The organism is Lysinibacillus sp. BSL11, assembly GCF_052928325.1.
The window spans coordinates 1-23633 of the sequence record NZ_JAVGCX010000016.1 but is presented as its reverse complement, the minus strand read 5'-3'; the positions used below and the strand labels follow the sequence as shown (position 1 = coordinate 23633).

At 39.3% G+C, this 23633-nt stretch carries 21 protein-coding genes, 2 rRNA genes and 1 riboswitch; of the genes, 1 reads left to right on the top strand and 22 read right to left on the bottom strand.

The window, feature by feature from the left end; all coding sequences use genetic code 11:
* Positions 1-24 precede the first annotated feature (24 nt).
* The 6 genes from ligA to RCJ95_RS18355 all read right to left on the bottom strand — a co-directional run bounded on the left by ligA (position 25) and on the right by RCJ95_RS18355 (position 8311).
* Entirely contained in the window at positions 25-2028 is a 2004-nt protein-coding gene (gene ligA / locus RCJ95_RS18380; protein ID WP_274770347.1) for an NAD-dependent DNA ligase LigA, read from the bottom strand.
* A 14-nt stretch (positions 2029-2042) separates the two neighbouring features.
* On the bottom strand, positions 2043-4295 hold the full coding sequence (gene pcrA / locus RCJ95_RS18375) for a DNA helicase PcrA (protein WP_446722609.1): 2253 nt from the start codon (positions 4293-4295) through the stop codon (positions 2043-2045).
* 32 nt (positions 4296-4327) lie between these two features.
* Positions 4328-5017 (bottom strand): heptaprenylglyceryl phosphate synthase, encoded by a 690-nt coding sequence (locus tag RCJ95_RS18370; RefSeq protein ID WP_221682782.1) that lies wholly within the window; start codon positions 5015-5017, stop codon positions 4328-4330.
* Between the two features lie 111 nt (positions 5018-5128).
* The gene (locus RCJ95_RS18365) at positions 5129-5449 is read right to left on the bottom strand and encodes a YerC/YecD family TrpR-related protein (protein WP_004225717.1); all 321 of its coding nucleotides are present in this window, start codon (positions 5447-5449) and stop codon (positions 5129-5131) included.
* 15 nt (positions 5450-5464) lie between these two features.
* Positions 5465-6520 carry a DUF3048 domain-containing protein gene (locus RCJ95_RS18360; protein WP_313150615.1) on the bottom strand — a complete coding sequence of 352 codons (1056 nt, stop codon included), beginning with the start codon at positions 6518-6520 and terminating at the stop codon, positions 5465-5467.
* A 69-nt stretch (positions 6521-6589) separates the two neighbouring features.
* Positions 6590-8311, bottom strand: a complete 1722-nt coding sequence (locus RCJ95_RS18355; RefSeq protein ID WP_446722608.1) for an adenine deaminase C-terminal domain-containing protein — start codon at positions 8309-8311, stop codon at positions 6590-6592.
* 199 nt (positions 8312-8510) lie between these two features.
* Between RCJ95_RS18355 and RCJ95_RS18350 the strand changes: the two genes are divergently transcribed.
* On the top strand, positions 8511-8936 hold the full coding sequence (locus tag RCJ95_RS18350; protein ID WP_255601702.1) for a YgaP-like transmembrane domain: 426 nt from the start codon (positions 8511-8513) through the stop codon (positions 8934-8936).
* A 106-nt stretch (positions 8937-9042) separates the two neighbouring features.
* On the opposite strand, the gene purD is transcribed toward RCJ95_RS18350, so the two are convergent.
* The 16 genes from purD to RCJ95_RS18270 all read right to left on the bottom strand — a co-directional run.
* Positions 9043-10299, bottom strand: a complete 1257-nt coding sequence (purD, locus tag RCJ95_RS18345) for a phosphoribosylamine--glycine ligase (protein WP_274770355.1) — start codon at positions 10297-10299, stop codon at positions 9043-9045.
* 81 nt (positions 10300-10380) lie between these two features.
* The gene (gene purH, locus RCJ95_RS18340; protein ID WP_066038207.1) at positions 10381-11907 is read right to left on the bottom strand and encodes a bifunctional phosphoribosylaminoimidazolecarboxamide formyltransferase/IMP cyclohydrolase; all 1527 of its coding nucleotides are present in this window, start codon (positions 11905-11907) and stop codon (positions 10381-10383) included.
* A 113-nt stretch (positions 11908-12020) separates the two neighbouring features.
* Positions 12021-12590, bottom strand: a complete 570-nt coding sequence (gene purN / locus RCJ95_RS18335) for a phosphoribosylglycinamide formyltransferase (RefSeq protein WP_369578311.1) — start codon at positions 12588-12590, stop codon at positions 12021-12023.
* Positions 12590-13645, bottom strand: a complete 1056-nt coding sequence (gene purM / locus RCJ95_RS18330) for a phosphoribosylformylglycinamidine cyclo-ligase (protein WP_009374267.1) — start codon at positions 13643-13645, stop codon at positions 12590-12592. Before purM ends, purN begins: the two co-directional genes overlap by 1 nt.
* 84 nt (positions 13646-13729) lie before the next feature.
* The gene (gene purF, locus RCJ95_RS18325; protein ID WP_004225733.1) at positions 13730-15154 is read right to left on the bottom strand and encodes an amidophosphoribosyltransferase; all 1425 of its coding nucleotides are present in this window, start codon (positions 15152-15154) and stop codon (positions 13730-13732) included.
* Positions 15130-17364 (bottom strand): phosphoribosylformylglycinamidine synthase subunit PurL, encoded by a 2235-nt coding sequence (gene purL, locus RCJ95_RS18320; RefSeq protein WP_221682774.1) that lies wholly within the window; start codon positions 17362-17364, stop codon positions 15130-15132. Before purL ends, purF begins: the two co-directional genes overlap by 25 nt.
* Positions 17351-18034, bottom strand: a complete 684-nt coding sequence (gene purQ, locus RCJ95_RS18315; RefSeq protein ID WP_048394895.1) for a phosphoribosylformylglycinamidine synthase subunit PurQ — start codon at positions 18032-18034, stop codon at positions 17351-17353. The genes purL and purQ overlap by 14 nt, the downstream gene beginning before the upstream one ends.
* A gap of 2 nt (positions 18035-18036) precedes the next feature.
* The gene (gene purS, locus RCJ95_RS18310) at positions 18037-18285 is read right to left on the bottom strand and encodes a phosphoribosylformylglycinamidine synthase subunit PurS (protein ID WP_016992383.1); all 249 of its coding nucleotides are present in this window, start codon (positions 18283-18285) and stop codon (positions 18037-18039) included.
* 2 nt (positions 18286-18287) lie between these two features.
* Positions 18288-18998 carry a phosphoribosylaminoimidazolesuccinocarboxamide synthase gene (purC, locus tag RCJ95_RS18305; protein ID WP_446722607.1) on the bottom strand — a complete coding sequence of 237 codons (711 nt, stop codon included), beginning with the start codon at positions 18996-18998 and terminating at the stop codon, positions 18288-18290.
* A gap of 129 nt (positions 18999-19127) precedes the next feature.
* Complete coding sequence (purB, locus tag RCJ95_RS18300; RefSeq protein ID WP_016992384.1) at positions 19128-20423, bottom strand: adenylosuccinate lyase; 1296 nt, start codon at positions 20421-20423, stop codon at positions 19128-19130.
* A gap of 13 nt (positions 20424-20436) precedes the next feature.
* Positions 20437-21561: a 5-(carboxyamino)imidazole ribonucleotide synthase gene (gene purK / locus RCJ95_RS18295; protein WP_004225748.1), complete on the bottom strand. Its 1125-nt coding sequence runs from the start codon at positions 21559-21561 to the stop codon at positions 20437-20439.
* Complete coding sequence (gene purE, locus RCJ95_RS18290; protein WP_221682772.1) at positions 21558-22046, bottom strand: 5-(carboxyamino)imidazole ribonucleotide mutase; 489 nt, start codon at positions 22044-22046, stop codon at positions 21558-21560. The genes purK and purE overlap by 4 nt, the downstream gene beginning before the upstream one ends.
* Positions 22047-22260: 214 nt before the next feature.
* Positions 22261-22359, bottom strand: a riboswitch (purine riboswitch).
* Between the two features lie 93 nt (positions 22360-22452).
* Positions 22453-22647: an NETI motif-containing protein gene (locus RCJ95_RS18285; protein ID WP_036076850.1), complete on the bottom strand. Its 195-nt coding sequence runs from the start codon at positions 22645-22647 to the stop codon at positions 22453-22455.
* A 139-nt stretch (positions 22648-22786) separates the two neighbouring features.
* On the bottom strand, positions 22787-23053 hold the full coding sequence (locus RCJ95_RS18280; protein ID WP_221682771.1) for a hypothetical protein: 267 nt from the start codon (positions 23051-23053) through the stop codon (positions 22787-22789).
* 149 nt (positions 23054-23202) lie between these two features.
* Positions 23203-23318: ribosomal RNA gene (gene rrf, locus RCJ95_RS18275) — 5S ribosomal RNA — on the bottom strand.
* A 192-nt stretch (positions 23319-23510) separates the two neighbouring features.
* Positions 23511-23633: ribosomal RNA gene (locus tag RCJ95_RS18270) — 23S ribosomal RNA — on the bottom strand; the annotation flags it as partial.

The window sequence follows — 23633 nt, the reverse complement described above, 5'->3', positions numbered from 1 at the left end:
AAAAGGGAGGATATCATGCACTTATTAGATGAGGTTAAGTTGTTCAATTAAGTTATCTTCAGTCCAAACTTCGATACCCAATTGCTCAGCCTTTGTTAGTTTAGAGCCTGCATCCGCACCTGCGATCACTAGATCTGTTTTTTTGCTGACACTACCCGTGACTGTACCACCTAACTCTTCTATTTTCGCTTTTGCTTCGTTGCGTGTCAATTGCTCAAGTTTACCAGTTAAGACAATTGTTTTACCTGCAAAAGGACTATCACCTATCGCCACTTCTACTTTTTTACCTTTGTATGTCATATTCACGCCTGCATCAGCAAGACGCTCAATGACTGCTCGTGCATCTTCATTTGAGAAATACTCCACTAACGATGAAGCCATTTTATCTCCAATTTCATAAATTGCCACAAGCTGCTCCTCTGTTGCAGCCATCACGGCTTCCATTGAACCAAATTCCTCTGATACGATTTTGGCTGCTTTTTCACCAACATGACGAATTCCTAGTCCAATTAACAAACGCTCCATCGAATTTTCCTTCGATGCTTGAATAGCATTTACTAAATTAGTTGCTGATTTTTCGCCCATACGCTCCAATTCCACAAGTTGCTCCACCGTTAAATGATACAGGTCAGAAACATCATGTATTAAATCTGCACGCAATAATTGCTCCACTACTTTATCCCCAAGACCGTCAATATTCATCGCGTTTCGAGAAACAAAATATTTTATGCTTTCTGCGATTTGCGCAAAGCAGGCAGGATTTACACAGCGCAAGGCAACTTCGCCTTCAATACGAATCAATTCACTATCACAAACAGGGCAATTTTTTGGCATGACAAAAGGGACTGAATCCTCAGGACGTTGTTCTATAAGCACACCTACAACTTGGGGAATAATGTCACCAGCTTTTCGAATAATAACTGTATCTCCAAGACGAATATCCTTATCTCGAATTAAATCTTCATTGTGTAAAGAAGCACGTTGAACCGTCGTTCCCGCTACTTGTACGGGGGTTAAAATCGCTGTAGGCGTAACAACACCTGTACGACCTACTGTTAAATCAATATCAAGTAACGTTGTAACAACTTCCTCTGCCGGAAATTTGTAGGCAATTGCCCAGCGTGGACTCTTTGCTGTATAACCTAGTTCATCTTGCTGAGCATAACGGTCAACTTTAATAACAATTCCGTCAATCTCGTAAGCTAATTTTGGACGGTTTTCTGTCCAATGTTCTATAAAGGCCATTACCTCTTCAATCGTAGAGCATCGTTGGCGTTCTTTATTTGAAGGGAAGCCTAGGCCTTCTAAATAATCAAGCATTTCTGCATGACCGTCGATACCATATACTTCACCGTCTCCACCAATGGCATAGATAAACGTTGATAATTGGCGACTGGCCGCAATTTTAGGGTCTAATTGACGTAATGAGCCAGCAGCAGCATTACGAGGATTAGCAAACAACTCCTCACCATTGTCAGCACGTTGGGCATTTAAGTTTTCAAAAGATTTTTTCGGCATATATGCCTCACCACGTACTTCAATCGTAATGGGTTCCTTTAAACGAAGGGGAATCGCACGGATTGTCTTTAAATTGGCGGTAATATCTTCTCCTACCACACCATCTCCTCTTGTAGCCCCTTGTACAAACATGCCATTTTCATATTTTAATGAAATAGCCAAACCATCTATTTTCAGCTCACATACATAAGAAAATTGATCTCCGATAGCCTGACGTACTTTACGATCGAATTCTCGTAAATCCGCTTCATTAAAAGCATTTGAAAGACTAAGCATCGGGTAATCATGCGTCACTTTTTTAAAGCCCTCTACCACTGCTCCACCAACACGCTGCGTAGGAGAATCGGGGTAAATAAGGGATGGGTTTGCTTCTTCTAATACAATCAGTTCCTGTAATAGCTGGTCATAGACACTATCTGCTACGACAGGTTTATCTAACACATAATAGGCATAACCATATTCATGCAATAATTTATTTAACTCCGCTATACGCTGTTCTATTTCGTTCATTTACGTTCCTCCGCTTACGCTTTTTCAATAGGTGCAAATTGAGCAAGTAATCGCTTTATACCAATTGGTTGTGGGAATGCGATATCGAGCTCTGTACTATCACCTTTACCTTTTACACTAACAACCATACCTGTTCCCCATTTTTTATGAATCGCCTTATCTCCAGCCTTCCATCCAAATTGATCTCCGCCCGTTGCTTGTAAACGTGCTGTGGCAGGTTGTGTTTGCTGAATAGCACCAAGTGTACGCTTTTGATGGCCACCGGTTGAACGATTGTTAGTAGCAAATGGTACTGTTGATGTTGTCCCTGCCTTAGAAATTGACTCTGTAATATCTTGAGAAATTTCACCTAAAAATCGGGAGGCATTATTAAAGCTTGAACGACCAAAAATCGTACGGCTTTGGGCACAGGTTAAATATAGACGTTCCTCAGCACGGGTCACACCTACGTACATAAGGCGGCGTTCCTCTTCCATTTCATCTTGATCGTCTAGTGAGCGGGAATGTGGGAAAATGTTTTCCTCCATACCGATTATAAAGACAACTGGGAACTCTAAGCCTTTAGCTGCATGCATCGTCATTAAAATAATATTGCCTTTGGATGCATCCTCTTTGTCGAGTGCATCAATATCAGCTATAAGGGCTAAATCTGTTAAAAAGGCAATTAAGCTTTTATCATCACTGCGCTCTTCAAAAGCCTTTGTGACAGATAAAAACTCTTCAATATTTTCTAAACGGCTTTCTGCTTCAATTGTTTTTTCGTTTTGTAACATTGCTCGATAACCCGATTTATCAATAACTTGCTCCACAATTTCAGTGACAGACAGATATTCCTGCATTTGTGTAAAGCCTTTAATCATGGCATAAAATTGCTCAGCCGAATTTGCTGCTTTCCCTGATAGTCCCATGAAAACAAGATCATTCATCGCGTCAAAAATCGAACGATCCTGATCTATTGCATAACGTGCCATTTTTTCAAAGGAAGTTGCACCAATACTGCGCTTTGGCTCATTAATAATACGTGCTAGTGATAAATCATCATCATTATTAGCAATAAGTCGTAGATATGCTAGTAAGTCCTTTATCTCTTTTCGATCATAGAACTTTGTTCCGCCTACTATTTGATAGGCCATATTGGACTTAACAAGTACTTCCTCCATTACACGAGATTGAGCGTTTGTACGATATAAAATAGCAAAGTCATCAAAGGAACGATTTTCTTTTTCAATTAACTGTTGAATCGTTTGTACAACAAATTGCGCTTCCTCCTGCTCGTTATAAGCTTTATATAGTGCAATCTTTTCACCTTCTGAATTTTCTGTGCGTAATTCTTTTGGGTAACGTGTTGTATTATTTTGAATGACGTCATTGGCTGCTTGTAGGATGCGTTTAGTTGAACGATAATTTTGCTCTAGCATAATCACCTTTGCAGTAGGATAATCCTTTTCGAAGGATAGGATATTCCCAATATCTGCACCACGCCAACGATAAATAGACTGATCGGAATCACCTACAACACAGATATTTTTAAATTTCTTTGCTAGTAACTGTACAAGTAAATACTGAGATTTATTGGTATCTTGATATTCATCGACATGAATATATTGAAATTTATTTTGATAATATTCAAGCACTTCAGGTACACGTTTAAACAACGTAATCGTCGTCATTATTAAATCATCAAAATCAAGGGATTGGTTGCGGCGTAATCTTTTCTCATAGCCTTTATAGACACGTGCAACTGTTTGTTCATAAGGGTTTTTATCATTCATTTGTCCAGCGTAATCATCCGCTGCTATACACTCGTTTTTTGCCGCACTAATAGCATTTAAAATTGCTCGTGGCTCAAAACGTTTTGGGTCAATATTTTCTTCCTTCATCACATTTTTGATGACTGAAAGCTGATCCGTAGAATCTAAAATAGAGAAATTACGAGAAATGCCTAGTTGATCGATATTACGACGTAAAATCCTTACACACATGGAGTGGAAAGTCGATACCCACATACTATCGCCAGTACCATTGCCAAGAATGCCATCAATACGATCACGCATTTCTCGTGCTGCTTTATTTGTAAATGTAATCGCTAAAATTTTAGAAGGATATACTTCCTTTTCGATAACTAGGTAAGCAATTCGATGTGTTAAAACTCGTGTTTTTCCTGACCCAGCACCTGCCATAATGAGTAATGGTCCTTCAGTTGTTTTAACTGCTCTTTCTTGTTCAGGATTCATGCCTGCTAGTAAATTTTTTGTTAACTGTTCCATTTCGCACCGCCTTACAAACATTTGTTCTAAAATTATAACGTATTTTTAACAGCCTTAACAGTCGCAAGTGCAGCTTTTAAATCTTCGTAGATAATATTTCCAACTACTACCGTATCAGCAACGCGTGCCATTTCCTCTGCTTGCTTTGCAGATTTTATGCCACCACCGTAAAAGAGTTTGGTATGCTTCAGTTCGTTTTTCACAGCACTGACTACCTCTAGATTGCCATACATTCCACTGTACTCTAAATAAAAAACAGGTAGTTTAAAGAAATTCTCTGCCATGCGTGCATAAGCTACCACATCATCAATCGTTAAATCTGTTTTCGCACCCGTTACATGGGCTACTTTACAATCAGGATTTAAAATACAATATCCTTCCGCTACTAATTCATCCCATACCATAATATCGCCGTATTCTTTAATAGCCTCATGATGTAAATTTTTAATCCATTTTGGATCATCACTATTTAATACCGTTGGGATGAAATAATAGTCGTAACCTGGTGTTACCGCATCGATCGTAGAAATTTCAAGCGCTATCGGCACCTCAAAACGACGCACTCGAACAAGTAAATCTAATACCCCATCCAACGTTACATTATCAGTTCCCCCAACTAAAATAACATCTGTCCCAGACTCGCAAATTTTTTCTAATGCTTCATCGGAAATGTCCTTCGCTGGATCTAGCTTGAACACATGTCTCCATTCCAAATAATCCATCTATGTTTACCACCTATCATTTTCTATCTATTCGTTTACAAGTATAGCTTATGATTCACGACAAAAAAATGAAAAAGACCGAGTAGAACTTCTACTCAGCCTTTTTTCTGACTATTCTTTTGGTGCTTGGAATGGTTTTTCATCAGGATACAAACGACCTAACATTTCATCATATGTATCATTCCCATAATCGAAGCAGCGACGCACGCGCGAAATAGTTGCAGTACTTGCCCCTGTTTCCTTTTTAATGGATTCGTAGGTTTTCTTTAATCGTAATAAATGTGCAACCTCAAAGCGTTGTGCCAACGATTGTATTTCACTAATCGTACATAAATCATCAAAAAACTTATAGCATTCCTCGATGTCCTTCAACTCTAACACTGCTTTAAATAATTGATCTGTTTGATGCCCCCGAATTTTTTCGATTTGCATGCAATTTTCCTCCCTTTAAGGCTGCGTTTTCACCATTGCTTGTAACCCTGGCGAAGCTGGTACGAAATGAACCCACGACTTTCCTGGTACAAGCTTTACAGGATCCCCTGTTTGCTCTACAGCCATTGGTATTCCATTAACATTAGCCCATTTGACTTCCCTCAAATAGCCATTTTGAAATACATACGCATTTCCACCAGACGTTAAATCAATTGCTTGGCGACCAATATCATCGATTGTTTGGTGATCCATTTCGAAAAATAGAACATTTGCCAATGACACTGTTTCGCCTGTTAACATATCTTTTGTGTCCACGCTAGCCGATTGTCGTTCATAGTGATTAGTTTGATGATCATACACATACGCGTTATGGAAATCTTCATTATTTCCGTAATAAATGTCAACTTGACTTGTTTCAATACCTATTTTACCACGTTCATCAGGTTCATAAAAAGCCTGAAGTACTTTTTCACTGTAATTCATTGAAGCGCCCACCATTTCAGCACCTTTTAGAATGTTGTCTGATGTAATATAGGAATTGTGTGGCGCAACGCGGTCGTTAGAACGTTTAAACAGAATACCATCATAAGCCATACCGTTGATATTGTCGACGATACGATGATCAAGCATTGTTTTCGCCTCTGGACTATAGCCATGTGCTACATAAAAGGCATCAAATCCCTTGGCCATATCGATAAAATAAGAGCGTGCACTACGAACCGGCCCAATATTTTCTGGCAGTTCACTTTGGTATACTGCTAAAAAGCGTGTCACATTACCTTCTGCAAGCATTTCATAAATGATATCCGCCGCAGCTAAGCCTGATTGTGGACGTGCTGCTGGATGATTATTAATGGTTACGATAATTGGTCGCTGTGTAATTTCTTCTTGTACAGCCTCCCCAGTAAGTGGTGCAACAAAAGCTGGTTGTTGCACAGGCTCCTCCACTACTGCTTCTTCCTCTACAATTGGTTCTTCATCCTCTTTGACTTTTGGTGTATCCTTTGAACATCCCCCGATTACCAAAGCACTAAATGCAAAAGCAATCCATAATTTTTTCGATTTGAACACAAGCATATCTCTCCTTTGAACAATTACACATATTTGTAATTGTTTAAACAACTGAAACACTTTCATGAATTAGCGCATAACAGCAGGTAATAATAACTTATTCTTCATCACATCGAAAATTCCTTGTGGTGTTATACGAATATATGGTAAATGAGTAGATTGTAAAAATAATAATGTATAAATGGCATCTCCTAATTGATAGCCTCTATCTGCTAAAGCTTGTTTTAATGCCTTTTCTTTCTCTGTTAAAGTGAATAAATCTCCATCATACAAAAGTCCACCAATTGTTAATGGAATATCCGCTATAACTTCTCCTTTTTCAACGAGAACAATACCCCCATTCATTGCTTTCATTTCTTCGAATGCTTTCATCATATCGTCTTTATTTTTTCCAATTAACAATATGTCACCCGTGTTGGAATAAGAGGATGCAAAGCCTTGGACATCTGTTGCAAATCCTTTAATCATTGTATTTACATGCCAGTTGCCTTTTCGATTAATGAGCATTAAATAGCACTCATCATGATTTCCCAATTGCCCTTCTTTAGCAATTAAAGAATTATAAGGCTTTGTAATCACATCATTAACTAATTGAATCCCAAACGGCATAGAAAACTGGAAATCCTGTGAATCTAATGAGAAATCTAAATCTAACGTTGGGATGGCAGAATAATCAATTGTCGCCATTCTATGCACCCGATCCCCATCACGTTTCAACCAGACACCCTTTGATAAGACACTTTCTGGAACAGGATTATATTCATCTTGTAAAATATTGAGTGAAGCAAAACGCCCTGTTGCGATAAAACCATGTAAATTAGACATGTTGTAATAACGTGCTACATTATAGGAAGCCATTTGGTAAGCATCAATAGGAGATACCCCTGCATCTAAAGCTACTTGAATGCATTTATCCATCACACCATCCTCATGGAATGAAGGTGTTGAACCGTCTGTTGTCATCATTAAATGATCAAAGATTGGAAGTTCTTTTTCTACTATTCCTTTTAGTAGATGTGGTAAATCTGGTCGAATGGAAGAATGACGTAAAGTTACAGCATAGCCCTGCATAATACGACGCTCTACCTCTTCTACTGTCATTGCCTCATGATCACCATCAGCACCAAGCAGTTTCATGCGTGCCAATGTTCTTTCTGAAGCTCCAGGGAAATGTCCTTCAATTTTTTTTCCCAGTCCCTTAGCCATTTGCATACGATAAAGCATTTGATCGTCACCATGCAACAGCTTAGGCCAGCCTGTCAACTCTCCACCAAGTAAGACATCACCTCGCTCTAACCACTCTAATATAGAAGTGTTAGAGAAAACCTCTTCCTCTTGCTCCAATTCAGTTTGTGAGTCAAAGCGAGTCCACCAATAAAAAGAAAACGGTAGCTTTTTCAAACTCTCTAAAATTGAAAACGCTTTCTTATTTTCTAAATTTAAAACAAAGCTTAAATTATCCGAAATAAAAGTTGTTGTCCCAAGCTGACCACAAAAATCTGCAAATGACTGTGGATGATAAAGCTGGAATGGGTGTACATGTGGCTCAATATAGCCAGGTACGATTGTTTTTCCTGTACAATCCACCACTTCTGTTCCTTCTAATAAAGGAGGCATTCTGTCACCAGCATAGACAATGCGATCTCCCAAAATCCAAATGTTTCCTACTATGAATTGCTTTAACATACTATGCAAATAACGTGCATTCTTCAGCACGATATCTGGTGCCTTTTTCCCATCGATTACTGCTAATTGTTGACGTATTTTTGTTATTTTCCATACTGGATCCATGCTATTCGCTCCTTCCTAAATTACGTAATTTTTCATTGTGTAAATCCAACTTGAAATCACATACTACTACTGCATAATCGCATATTTTCAAAAAAATTATGCTTTATGCAATCATCTTGTTTCAATCGTAACACAGCACTTTCATAAAGCAAAGTGCACCTCGCTTATTTTTTCCACAATGACTAAAGGAGGAAGTATGATGATGCAGCAAGCAAATTTAAGCGAAAAGAATGCATTTTGTCGTTTTGCCATGGGGACGAGTTTGACCGCATTTGGTATCGCTAAAGTTTCTAGAAATCCTAATTGTACAAAAGGTCGATTAATGATTGCATTAGGTGCCATGAAAATGGCCGAAGGACTTTTTAAATATTGTCCAACGAAAGCAGTTTTAAGCTCCAATATGCAGAATGCCATGAACACCTCTATGCAAAGTATGTTCAGCGGGCAAAATTCTATGTCTACTGAACAAATCGATAAGCTCATGAAGGATTTTTCCTCTGCTATAGCTGGTAATTCTTCAGGTTCACAAGCTACTGCTTCAAAACAATCTGACACCAGCACTTCAACTCAAAATTCCTCAAAGAGTAGTGATTCTTCAACGAATAAAGCTCAGAATCCTTCTTAGTCAAAGGAGCCGTCCCAATCTATTATTGAGACGGCTCTTACCTCTTACGTTTTGAAACAACAAGAGGTTTCAAAAGACGATAAAAAATATTTAGTGAAAATAATCATTACTTAAATGTACGCCAGCCAATATCTTTACGGAAGAAAAAGTGATCCCATGTTTCCGTTGCAATACCTTCATAAACCTTTTCCTGTGCTTCTTGTAAAGTAGCTGCTTTTGCACCAACTAACAATACACGTCCACCATTACCAACGAATTGACCGTCTACTAATTTTGTACCTGCATGGAAAACTGCATGTGATGTCGAAAGTGCCTCTAAATTTGGTAATACCTTACCTTTTTCAACGTCTCCTGGGTAACCCTCTGCTGCAATGACTACACCAAGCATTGCTTCTTCTGACCATTGTAAATCAAAAGGCTGTTCATCCATTAACGCCATCATAAATGCACCAAAATCTGAAACCATACGTGGCAATACAACTTGCGTTTCTGGATCACCAAAACGAGCATTAAACTCTATGACCTGAGGGCCTTTCTTCGTTAAAATTAACCCTGCGTATAAAATACCTGTAAAGGAAGCACCATCTGCCTCCATCCCTTTAACAGTTGGTTCTACAATAGTTTGAAAAGCACTATCTACTACCTCTTGTGGAATTTGTGGTACTGGTGAATAAGCACCCATACCTCCTGTATTTGGTCCTTTATCACCGTCATAAGCTCGTTTATGATCTTGTGCAATAACCATCGGATAAATTTGTCCTTTGTGTACAAAAGACATAAAGGAGAATTCTTCACCGTCTAAAAATTCCTCAACGACAACACGTGAAGAGGATTCACCAAAACGTTGGTTTCCAATCATATCCTGTACTGCTTCAATTGCTTCTTCCTCTGTCATTGCCACGACAACGCCCTTACCAGCCGCTAATCCATCAGCCTTAATGACAATAGGCGCCCCTTGTTCTTTAATATAGGCTATTGCTTTTTCTGCTTCAGTAAATGTTTCATGTGCTGCTGTAGGAATATTATATTTATTCATAATTTCCTTCGCATAGGATTTACTGCTTTCTATTTGAGCAGCAACTTTTGTAGGACCGAATATACGTAAACCTCTAGCTGTAAAGAAATCGACAATGCCTTCAGCAAGCGGCTGTTCTGGGCCAACAAATGTTAATGCAATATCATTTTCCTTGGCAAATTGAGCGAGACCTGCGAAATCCATTGTATCAATAGCAACAACTTCTACTTCGCCCCGCATCCCATCATTTCCTGGCGCTACGAACACGTTGTTCACTGATGGAGAAATGCTGAATTGTTTAGCGATTGCATGCTCACGACCACCGCTTCCGATTACTAATACATTCATTTTAGAGAATCCTCCTCTTTGTAAGTAAGACCGAGATGAACCAACATCTCGGTCTGTTTTCATTTCTATATAATTCAACAATTAATGTTTAAAATGACGTACACCTGTGAATACCATCGCAATGCCGTATTCATTTGCTTTATCAATGGAATCTTGATCTTTAATGGAACCACCTGGTTGAATAATTGCTGTAATTCCTGCAGCTGCTGCCGCCTCCACAGTATCGCTCATTGGGAAAAATGCATCTGATGCTAATGCAGCACCTTTCGCTTTTTCTCCAGCTTGTTCAAAGGCAATTTTAGCTGCACCTACACGATTCATTTGCCCTGCGCCAACCCCAAGAGTCATTTGAGAATCTGTTACAACAATCGCATTGGATTTCACATGTTTGACAACAGACCAACCAAGTTGCAATGCTTCCCATTCTTGCTCTGTTGGTTCGCGATCTGTCACCACTTTAATATCCGCATTGCCAAAGCCATAACGATCTGGCTCCTGTACAAGAAGCCCACCCTCAACTGATACTACATTGAATGAATCTTGTTTCGCTTGCTCGAAAGGAATTGTTAGTAAGCGAATATTTTTCTTTTTCGTTAAAATATCTAATGCTTCTTGTGAGAAAGCAGGTGCAATAATAATTTCTAGGAAAATATGACTTAGCTTCTCAGCAGTTGCTGCGTCCACTTCCATATTTAATGCGATAATACCGCCAAAAATAGATGTTGGATCTGCCTCATATGCTTTATCGAATGCTGCCTCTAACGTGACACCTGTGCCAACACCACATGGATTCATATGTTTCACGGCTACAGCAGCTGGCATTTCAAATTCTTTTACAATTTGCAATGCTGCATTACCATCTTGAATATTATTGTAAGATAACTCTTTACCATGTAATTGTGTAGCATAAGCTAATGAAAAGTCAGAGCCAAGACGCTTTTGGTAGAAGGCCGCTTTTTGGTGAGGGTTTTCGCCATAGCGTAAATTTTGCTTTAATTCATATGTCATCGTTAAGCTCTCTGGGAACTCTTCTTCAGTCAGATAGTTTGAAATATAAGAATCATAAGCGGCTGTGTGACGGAAAACTTTCGCAGCTAGTTTACGACGTGTTTCAATTGTTGTAGCACCGTCCGCTTTAAGTTCCTCTAATACTGTTGCATAGTCATTGCTGTCCACGATTACTGTTACATATTGATGGTTTTTTGCAGCAGAACGTAACATTGTTGGACCACCGATATCAATGTTTTCAATTGCATCATCCCAAGTTACATTAGGCTTTGAAATTGTTTCAACAAACGGATAGAGATTAACACAAACAATTTCAATTGGTTCAATTCCATGCTCATTCATCTGTGCTTGATGAGAGACATCATCAAACTTTCCTAATAGACCACCGTGAATCATTGGATTTAAAGTTTTCACACGACCATCTAAAATTTCAGGAAACTTCGTTACTTCATCTACTGCTGTTACAGCTACCGCATTATCCTGTAACATTTTTTTTGTACCGCCAGTTGATAAAATTTCATAACCTAATGCTACTAATTCCTTTGCAAATTCTAAAATACCATCTTTATTGGAAACACTGATTAATGCACGTTTTGTCACAACAATATCCTCCTAATTTTTATCGTGCTGTCCACGAACTGACTTGCTTCAATAGATTAATAGAGTTAGGTCTTACTTGTTGAGTAGGATTCTCGACCTAACTCCCTCTTCAGTTACTGTAATAATAGCTTTAATGCCTTTGTATATAATAAATGCTCTTGTTTATGAATTTCAGCTTCTGTTGCCTCGCGATTTCCTTCAATGACAGGTACCGCTGCCTGAGCGATAATTGGTCCAGTATCCATTCCTTCATCAACAAAATGCACAGTTACACCTGTTATTTTCACACCATGATTAATGGCTTGTCCAATAGCGTCCTTTCCAGGAAAGGCAGGCAATAGGGACGGGTGAATATTAACTATTCGCTGTGGAAAGGCTGCTAATAATACGTCACTGATTAATCGCATATACCCAGCAAGCACAATCCATTTCACATCGCACTCATGCAAAGCTTCGATAATAGCTGTCTCATAAGCTGTCTTCGAGACAAACTCTTTTGGATTCAATGCTAACACTGGAATCCCAAAGTTTTCAGCACGCGTTACTACAAATGCTCCAGGCTTATCTGTGACCACAAGTGCGACCTTTGCATGGAGTTCACCACGTTCAATGGCCTCTTGAATGGCGTGAAAATTGCTACCGCTACCTGACGCGAACACGGCTATTTTTGTTGGTGCAGTCATTACACTAAACTCCCATCATGTGAGCCATTAAATACTACTCCGTCACCTTTAATAACACGTCCGATTGTATAAGCCTTTTCACCATTTGCTTCAACTGCAGCGATTACTTTATCAGCTTCAGTTTCTGGCACAGCTATTACAAAGCCAATACCCATGTTAAACACATTATATAAATCTTTATCTTCTAGCTGACCTTTATCTTTTAGGAATTCGAAGATACGTAATACAGGCCAAGAACCTAAGTCGATTTCCGTTGCTAGTCCCTCTGGCATCATGCGTGGTAGATTTTCATAGAAACCGCCACCTGTAACATGTGCACAGCCATGTACATCTGCTGCCTTTAAAGCTGCTAGCACAGGTTTAGCATATAGCTTTGTTGGCACTAGAAGCGCCTCACCGATTGGGCCTAGATCTTCATAGCCTTCTACAATAGCATCCACAGCATATTGATGATCTGCAAAGACAATTTTACGCACTAAAGAATAACCGTTTGAATGTACACCACTTGATGCAATCCCAATAAGTACATCGCCTTCTACAATTTCTTCACCTGTTACGATAGCAGACTTTTCACAAGCGCCTACCGCAAAGCCAGCTAGATCATATTCATCTTCTTCATAAAGTCCAGGCATTTCTGCAGTTTCTCCACCTATTAGGGCCGCACCTGATTGCACACAGCCATCTGCAACACCTTTGACAATTTGTTCGATTTTTGCTGGCTCTGCTTTTCCAAGAGCTACGTAATCTAAAAAGTACAGTGGTTCTGCTCCTTGGGCAACAATATCATTTACACACATTGCTACACAGTCCACACCGATTGTATCGTGTTTGTCTACCATGAAGGCTAGCTTTAGCTTTGTTCCAACACCATCTGTCCCTGAAATAAGAACAGGTTCTTTAAGATTCAGTTCTGACAAGTCAAACATGCCACCAAAACCACCAAATGTCCCCATTACACCTAGACGGTTCGTACGTTCAACATGAGACTTCATTCGTTTTACGGCTTCGTAGCCCGCTTCAATATTTACACCTGCTTGTTCATATGCCTTTGACACGCAGAGTTCCTCCTTATCATCCAAGTCGCCTAAGTTTCCTAGATAGAAATAACTGTAAGACACTAATTTGTTGCGATGTTGTTCTTAACGTAATAATTCTTTTTCATGTGGCAAAATCGTATCTGGGAAAATCTCTGTTGGATATTTGCCTGTAAAGCATGCAAGGCAAAGTCCTCGGTTTTCATCTTCGTATGGTCGTGCAATTGTTTCTACCATCCCCTCAACAGAAAGGAATGTTAGAGAATCTGCTCCAATTGCTTCACGAATTTCATCTACATTATGACTAGAAGCAATCAGTTCTTCATGCGTTGATGTATCAATGCCATAATAACAAGGGTTTGTCATCGGTGGTGATGAAATCACAACATGAACTTCCGCTGCGCCAGCATCTTTAAGCATTTTGACAATGCGACGAGATGTTGTACCACGAACGATAGAATCATCTACCATTACTACTTTTTTTCCTTTTACGACTTGAACTACAGGTGAAAGTTTCATTTTCACACCACGTTCACGTAACTCTTGTGTCGGCTGAATAAACGTACGACCAACATAACGATTTTTAATAAGACCTAATTCATAAGGAATTCCACTTTCTTCTGCAAAACCAATCGCTGCGGAAATACTTGAATCAGGAACACCTGTTACAACATCTGCCTCAATATGCGCACACTCACGAGCAAGCTGTTTACCCATACGTTTTCGTGCCATATGAACGTTAATACCATCAATATCCGAATCAGGACGTGCTAAATAAACATATTCCATCGCACACATCGAACGTTTATCCATATCAGCAAAACGATCTGATTTTACGCCCTCATCATTAATAATGATTAATTCACCTGGTTCTACCGAACGAACAAATTCTGCACCAATTAAATCGAATGCACAAGTTTCAGAAGCAACCACCCAGCCATCTCCTAGCTTTCCAAGAGATAGTGGACGTAAACCATGTGGATCACGTGCAACAAGCATTTCATCCTTTGTCATAATTAAGAAAGAATAGGCACCCTTTAAAAGAGATAGGGCATTTTTCACCTTCGCACGGAATGGTGAATGCGAACTTTTCTTAATAAGATGCGCCAACACTTCTGTATCAGAGCTAGAGTGGAAAATGCTACCTTGTCGCTCTAAATATTGCTTTAAATGTGTCGCATTGACTAAGTTACCGTTATGGGCAATAGAAAGGCTACCAGTTGAGGAGTGGAATAATAATGGCTGTACATTTTCGATACCGCCACCACCAGCAGTCGTATAACGAACATGCGCAATAGCTGCTTTGCCGTTCACTGCTTTTAATTTATCTTCGTTGAAAACATCATTAACTAGTCCTTCGCCTTTCACCGCGCGAAGATGCTGTCCGTCTGAAACGACAATTCCAGCGCCTTCTTGTCCACGGTGTTGAAGAGCATGAAGCCCGTAATAGCTAAGGTGTGCTGGATTTGGGTTACCCCAAATACCAAACACCCCACATTCTTCGTTTAAGCCTCTGAGTTCAGCAAGCATGGGATTGCTCCTTTCCAATTAGAACGGAATTCCTCCACTGTACCTTCTACAAGCACACCTTTGTCCCCGTTGATTTTCACAAGTGCATCGTTTGTTACGACACCAATTCTTTGAGCATCTTTCATGATTTCTACAAATGCTGCAGCATTTTCTTCTTTAACTGTGACAACAAAACGAGATTGACTCTCACTGAATAGCGCAGTTGTTGCAGAGCCTGTTAATGTTACATCCACACCAAGACCGTTAGCGCCAAATGTTGTTTCAGCAATCGCCACAGCTAGACCACCCTCTGCTACATCATGCGCAGATTGAACAAGGCCTGCTTTAATCGCCTTTAATAAAGCTTGCTGACGTGTCGCTTCAACCTCTAAATCAATAGCTGGCGCTTTCCCTGAAATAACACCATTATTTAAAAGTTTTTGAAGCTCTGAACCGCCAAATTCTGTTTTCGTCTCACCAATGACAAAGACAAGATCTCCTGCTGCCTTTACATCCTGTGTCGTTACATGTGCTAAGTCTTCAATAAGACCAACCATACCAATTGTCGGTGTTGGATACACCGCTTCACCTGAACGTTCATTATAAAGAGAAACGTTACCTCCGATTACTGGAGCATTTAATGCCGTACAAGCTGCCGAAATACCATCCGCAGATTTTTCAATTTGCCAGAAGATTTCTGGTTTCTCTGGATTACCGAAGTTTAAGCAATCTGTAATCGCAAGTGGCGTACCACCAGTTGCCACGATATTACGAGCTGCTTCGGCTACTGCAATAGCACCACCCACTTCTGGATCTAAATAGATATAACGTGAGTTACAGTCTGTTGTCATTGCCAACCCTTTATTTGTGCCACGTACTCGAATAACGGCAGCGTCAGAGCCTGGTTTAACAACTGTTGATGTACGTACCTGATAATCATATTGATCGTATACCCATTCTTTAGAAGCAATTGTCGGTGCTTTTAATAAAGCATTAAGTGTTTCTTTGTAATCTGTCACAGCAGGTTCAGTATTTTCGATTGCTTGGAACTGAGCATAGTATGCAGGTTCTGCAGATGGTTTATGATAAACAGGAGCATCTTCTGCTAATGCGTCTGCAGGTACCTCTGCCACTACTTGTCCTTTGTGTAGCAGACGAAGCATTTTATCATCTGTAACGCGACCAATCGCTACTGCATCTAAATCGTATTTATCAAAAATCGCTTTAATTTCATCTTCGCGACCTTTTTTCACCACTAAAAGCATACGTTCTTGAGACTCAGACAACATCATTTCATACGCTGACATTCCTGTTTCACGCTGAGGCACTAAGTCTAAGTTCATTTCTACACCAGAACCAGCCTTAGAAGCCATTTCTGCTGAAGAAGACGTAAGACCAGCTGCACCCATATCTTGAATACCAACTAGAGCATCCGATTTTACAACCTCTAAACAAGCTTCAAGTAAAAGCTTCTCCATAAATGGATCTCCAACTTGTACTGCTGGACGTTGGTTTTCTGATTCCTCAGTTAATTCCTCAGAGGCGAATGTTGCACCATGAATACCATCACGGCCTGTTTTCGCTCCAACATACATCACTGTATTACCTACACCAGCTGCAATGCCTCGTTGAATATCCTTATGATCAATTAAACCGACACACATAGCATTCACAAGAGGATTACCTTCATAACAAGGATCAAATTGAATTTCTCCACCTACTGTTGGGATTCCGATACAGTTACCATATCCTGCGATTCCCGCTACTACTTCTTCAAATAGATATTTACCACGTGCTGACTTTAATTCACCAAAGCGTAATGAGTTTAACATAGCGATTGGACGTGCACCCATTGAGAAAACGTCACGGATAATACCACCCACACCCGTTGCAGCCCCTTGATAAGGTTCTATTGCAGATGGATGGTTATGTGATTCCATTTTAAACACTACTGCTTGTTCGTCACCAATATCAACAATACCTGCACCTTCACCTGGTCCCTGTAGTACCTGTGGCCCTTTAGTAGGGAATTTACGTAGTACTGGCTTTGAATTTTTGTACGAGCAGTGTTCAGACCACATTACTGAGAAAAGACCTGTCTCTGTCCAGTTAGGTAGACGTCCTAAAATACCTTCTACCATTGCAAATTCTTCGTCTGACATCCCCATTCCAGCGTATAGCTTCTCATCTTTAATCTGCTGTGCTGTTGGCTCAAACTTAGTTGTTGACATGATTTTCCCTCCACTGCTTCACGATTGATTTAAATACTGCTAGACCGTCTGCGCCGCCCACCAGTGCATCAACAGCTCGCTCTGGGTGTGGCATCATCCCTAATACATTGCCGCGCTCGTTTATAATCCCTGCGATATCTTCTAAAGAACCGTTTGGATTGTCACCTGAGTATGTGAATACGATTTGATTATTATCTTTTAGTGATTGTAAAGTTTCCTCGTCACAGTAGTAGTTACCTTCACCATGTGCGATTGGAATATTGATGATTTGACCTTGCTCATATTGATTTGTGAATAATGTATTGTTGTTTTCAACTTTAAGCTGCACTGTACGGCACATAAATTTTAAGTTTTTATTGCGCAATAAAGCTCCTGGCAATAAACCTGCTTCCGTTAGGATTTGGAAACCATTACATACACCTAATACAGGTTTACCAGCATCTGCTGCCTTCTTAACTTCTGTCATAATGTTAGATTGATTAGCCATTGCACCACAACGAAGATAATCCCCATAGGAGAATCCTCCAGGTACTAATACACCATCAAAACCACTTAGATCTGTTGCTGTATGCCATACATATTCTACTTCTTCACCTAGCTCGTCTTTAATCGCATGATACATATCGATGTCACAGTTTGACCCAGGGAATACGAGTACTGCGAATTTCATGATTAAATAGCCTCCTCGACTTCGTAACGGTAGTCTTCAATTACAACGTTCGTTAAAACCTTTTCACACATTTCTTTTACTAGAGTATCAATGTCACGTTCTGTATCTTTAATTGATAGTTCAAGATATTTACCGATACGTAAATCTTCTACTTCACCGTAGCCCATCTTAGCTAAAGAACCTTGTACTGCAGAGCCTTGAGGATCAAGAATACTCTCACGTAATGTTACATAGATTTTTACTTTTTTCATTGTTATTTGCCTCCGAGTCTAGAAAGTATAATAGTATAAACTTCAGTTAAATTACCAAGGTCACGACGAAAAACATCTTTGTCTAACTTTTGCTTCGTTGTTGCATCCCAAAGTCGGCATGTATCTGGTGAAATTTCATCTGCCAATAATACATGACCATCCATATCACGGCCAAACTCTAATTTAAAATCAATCAATGTCACATTGACATCTGCAAAGATCGGCTGTAGCACTTTGTTAACGGCTAATGCACCATCATAAATAGCTGTTACTTCAGTTGGTGTGGCAAGTTCAAGAACATCAATATGTTCTGTTGTAATAAGTGGGTCGCCTAAATTATCATCTTTATAATAAAATTCAACGATTGGTCGTTTTAAAGATGTCCCCTCTTCAAGACCCAGACGCTTTGCTAAACTTCCAGCAGCAATATTACGAACAACTACCTCAATCGGAATAATTTCTACTTTTTTTACAAGTTGTTGTGTATCGGATAATTGTTTTACGAAATGTGACGCAATTCCGTTAGCTTGTAATTTTTCGAAAATTAATGAAGTAATGAGATTATTTAAAATGCCCTTACCTTCAATTTCCTCTTTCTTTTCACCATTGAATGCTGTTGCACTATCCTTGTACTCAACAAGTAGCACATTTGGCTCCTCTGTTGTGAACAATTTTTTTGCTTTACCTTCATACAAAAGTTGACCTTTAGTCATTTCGTTTTCCCCCTGATATTATGAGATACGCTTGTAATAATGTTCAGAATTGAACCGTATCTCTACGATTCAACTCTGAAACTTTTTACTGGTGGCTCTAACATTTATTAGTAGATGGCTAAATAAATATTAGTTAAGTCCTAGTCGTTCAAAAATCATATCAACATGCTGTAAGTGGTAGTTGTAATCAAAACAATCATCCAACTCTTCTTTTGTTAAATAAGATGTGATTTTTTCACTTGCATCGACTAATGTACGGAACTGAACTTGCTCGTCCCAAGCCTGCATTGCTAAAGGTTGTACTGTATCATAAGCTTCTTCACGTACTAGTCCTTTATCAATCAATGCTAGTAAGATGCGTTGAGAATAAATAAGACCAAATGTACGATCCATATTACGTTTCATGTTCTCAGGGAATACTGTTAAATTTTTCACAATATTACCGAAGCGATTTAGCATATAGTTAAGAGTAATAGTTGCATCCGGTAAAATAACACGCTCTGCAGATGAATGTGAAATATCACGCTCATGCCATAAAGCTACATTTTCATAAGCAGTCACCATGTAACCTCGCATTAAACGAGACATACCAACCATGTTTTCAGAACCGATTGGATTACGTTTATGTGGCATTGCTGATGATCCTTTTTGACCTTTTGCAAAAGCTTCCTCCACTTCACGTGTTTCAGATTTCTGTAGTCCACGAATTTCTGTTGCGAATTTTTCAATTGAAGTAGCGATTAAAGCTAATGCACCTAAATACTGAGCATGGCGGTCACGCTGTAAAGTTTGTGTTGAAATCGGTGAAGCTGCAAGGCCTAATTTGTCGCAAACATATTGCTCAACACGAGGATCAATATTGGCATATGTTCCAACTGCTCCAGACATTTTTCCTGTTTCAATTACTTTTGCAGCTGCTTCAAAACGTTCAAGGTTACGCTTCATTTCCTCATACCATAAACCAAGTTTCAAACCGAAAGTTGTTGGTTCAGCGTGAACACCGTGTGTGCGTCCCATCATAACTGTATGTTTATGTTCTTTTGCCTTAGCAGCAATAATATCAATGAAATTTACGATATCTTTACGTAAAATATCATTTGCTTGTTTGATTAAATAAGAAAGTGCTGTATCTACTACGTCAGTAGAAGTTAAACCATAATGTACCCATTTGCGTTCCTCTCCAAGTGTTTCAGAAACAGCACGAGTAAAGGCTACAACGTCATGACGAGTTTCTTGTTCAATTTCCAATATACGATTCACATCAAATGAAGCATTTTCGCGAATTTTAGCAACATCCTCTTTTGGGATATCCCCTAACTCTGCCCATGCTTCACAAGCTAAAATTTCAACCTCTAGCCAAGCTTGGTATTTATTTTGTTCTGTCCAAATTGCGCCCATTTCGGGTCTTGTGTAACGTTCAATCATCGCGTATCTCCTTCTATTCTGACCAAATGCCAGAACTCTCGATTTGTTGTAGTGTAGCTTCTAAGTCTTTTGTCATAATCGTCACATGGCCCATTTTACGGTTGACCTTAGCTTCAGCTTTCCCATAAAGATGTATGGACCATTCAGGATATTTAGCAATTGAGTTACTGAGTGGCACGACATGTTGCCCTAATACATTGACCATAATGGACGGTGCCCATAGTTGTGGCTTCCGTAACGGCCATCCACAAACAGCACGAATATGCTGATGGAATTGTGAAACATTACATGCTTCAATTGAATAGTGACCAGAATTATGAGGTCTTGGTGCTAATTCATTGATAACAATACTACCATCTTCTAATACAAACATTTCTACCGCTAGCGTTCCTACTAAATGTAAATAGTCTGCAATTTTCAAAGCTTCTCGTTCTGCAGCTTGAGCTGTGCTTTCAGTTATGCGAGCAGGTACTATTGTCTCGTGAAGAATATGATGAACATGAATGTTCTCTCCAACTGGCTGGCAATACGATTCACCATGACCATTTCTTTGAACAATGACCGATACTTCCTTTACGAAAGGAACAAATCCTTCTGCAATACATTGCGAATGCGTGAATAATTCTTTCGCTAAAGGCAAATCTTCAGTTGATTTTAAAAGCTGCTGTCCCTTGCCATCATAACCACCTCTTGCTGTTTTGACTATACAAGGATAACCAATCGAATCAATATTGGCTACTAATTCTTCATAAGTTTTTGCAACAATATATGGTGCTACTGGGCAACCAGCTTTCACAATAGCCTCTTTCTCTGTTATACGGTTTTGTGTAATACGTACCAACTCTGCTCCTTGAGGAACATAAGCCATTTGTGATAAACGCTTTAAGCCTTCATAATCAATATTTTCAAATTCATATGTGATAATATCACTTACTTCTGCAAGTTCTTCTAAAGCAGCTTCATCATCATATGGAGCTACAATGCGAATATCTGCTACCTGCCCACAAGGTGAGTCCATTGCTGGTTCAAGAACAGCCACTTTAAAACCAGACTCCTTTGCAGCAAGTGCCATCATTCGACCAAGTTGTCCTCCGCCGATAATGCCTATCGTTTGTCCAGGATAAATAATCTTCGTCACACTAAGTCACCTGTACTTTCTAAAACTTGCTGCTTTGTTTCTTCACGTCTAGCATCTAATTTATTAGCAAGCTCGGCATCTGTTATTGACAAAATTTGAGCTGCAAGTAAACCTGCATTCGTCGCTCCTGCTTTGCCAATCGCTACAGTTGCTACAGGCACGCCACCAGGCATTTGAACGATGGATAATAGTGAATCAAGTCCATTAAGTGCACGTGATTGAACAGGTACACCGATGACAGGTAGTGTTGTTTTAGCTGCTACCATTCCTGGTAAATGTGCGGCACCGCCTGCTCCAGCAATAATTACTTGTATTCCTCGCTCGCGAGCTGCCTCTGCATATTCAAACATTAAATCAGGTGTACGATGTGCAGATACAACTTTCTTTTCGTACGGTACTTGTAATTCATCTAAAATATCACATGCATGTTTCATTGTTTCCCAGTCACTTGAACTACCCATAATGACACCGATTTTCGGATTCATAAATTGTCGCTCCTTTTAAACGATAGAAAAATGATCAATTATTTATTGTGCTAGCCTCTATTTGAATAGCTACTGCAATTCTTATTTACAAAGAAAATCCCCAAATAAACTACTCTCTACCGGTACACGTGAAAGCAGTTTACTTGAGGATTATTCGGACAAGGTCGTCTCCATGTACATAGTACATAGCTGTACAAAGACCTTCTCACCATACGCCAAAAGTGCTTTCCCGCATAGTCCAGCATTTACGGTGCCGGGTAGAGACACTAGAGCCAATCCTCTAGCATATATGTGGGATCTATTTGTTTTTCCTTCTCACATTTTAACAAGGGATTGTCTTATCGTCAATCCAAAAATGCGAACATTTTTTATTAGGTTAAAAAAATTGTTCGGTTTTTAGTCAAAATCATTCGATATCTTGAGCAGGTATACCTTTAAACTGAATTTTTTGGCGCAGATAAGCTGGCTCACCATCTACGATATGAAAAAGTGGCTCTTCTTTTCGTCCTATGACCATAAAGCCATCTTTCCGCATTCTTGCCAAACAATCCTCGATTGACTCGTTTTCCTGTACCTCATACCAAATTTGCTTTTTTCCCAACTTGTTCTTCCTTTCCATTGTACATATTCATTCACAATCAATTTGTAATTTATTATACCTTTTGTTGCTTATAGAAGTATGTAAGAACTTAAATAATTAGAAAAAACTGCAGATTCCTCTCCGCAGTTTTGATGAATGCTCATGGAACATAAAATGCCTTTAAATAGATACAAAAAAATAATAGCAGTAGGAACAAATGAAGGACAACAAGAACCATACGATATCCTTTGATGCCAAATAGGGCACTGGTGATGCCTAAACCACCTAAAATAAACGGCATAAACATATTTACACGATAGAGAAATGTAAAAAGGTTTCCATACCATTTGGTTGAATCATAGCCAAACATAAAGAATATAAGTAGTAGACTTGAGATCGAAATCGCAGAAAAAATGTTCTGCCTCATTTTGATTCCTCCATTATTAAATCCAGAATGTATCTAGGTGAAAGAATTTCCCTTTAAATCCACTTGAAAATATTAAATATATTATAGCATTTTATGAATAGTTGACAAAATAAAAAAAAGCCATGGAATAGATCCATGACTTTATAATTGCCTAGCGACGTCCTACTCTCACAGGGGGAAGCCCCCAACTACCATCGGCGCTAAAGAGCTTAACTTCCGTGTTCGGTATGGGAACGGGTGTGACCTCTTTGCCATCATCACTAGACTTATTCGACCTCCAATACACGGCGTATTACTGCGTCAGCTGCTCTCGTTCAATCAGTCACGTACAAAAGTACGCTCCTTCAATCACTCGTTTGCTTCCTTGTACAACTTGTGTCTTGAAGCTCTCTTTTTTATTGAAAGATTTGTTCTTTCAAAACTGGATAAACGGTGCATTGAATGTTTCAAACTTTTTTTGGTTAAGTCCTCGATCGATTAGTATTCGTCAGCTCCATGTGTCACCACACTTCCACCTCGAACCTATCTACCTCATCGTCTTTGAGGGATCTTACTTACTTGCGTAATGGGAAATCTCATC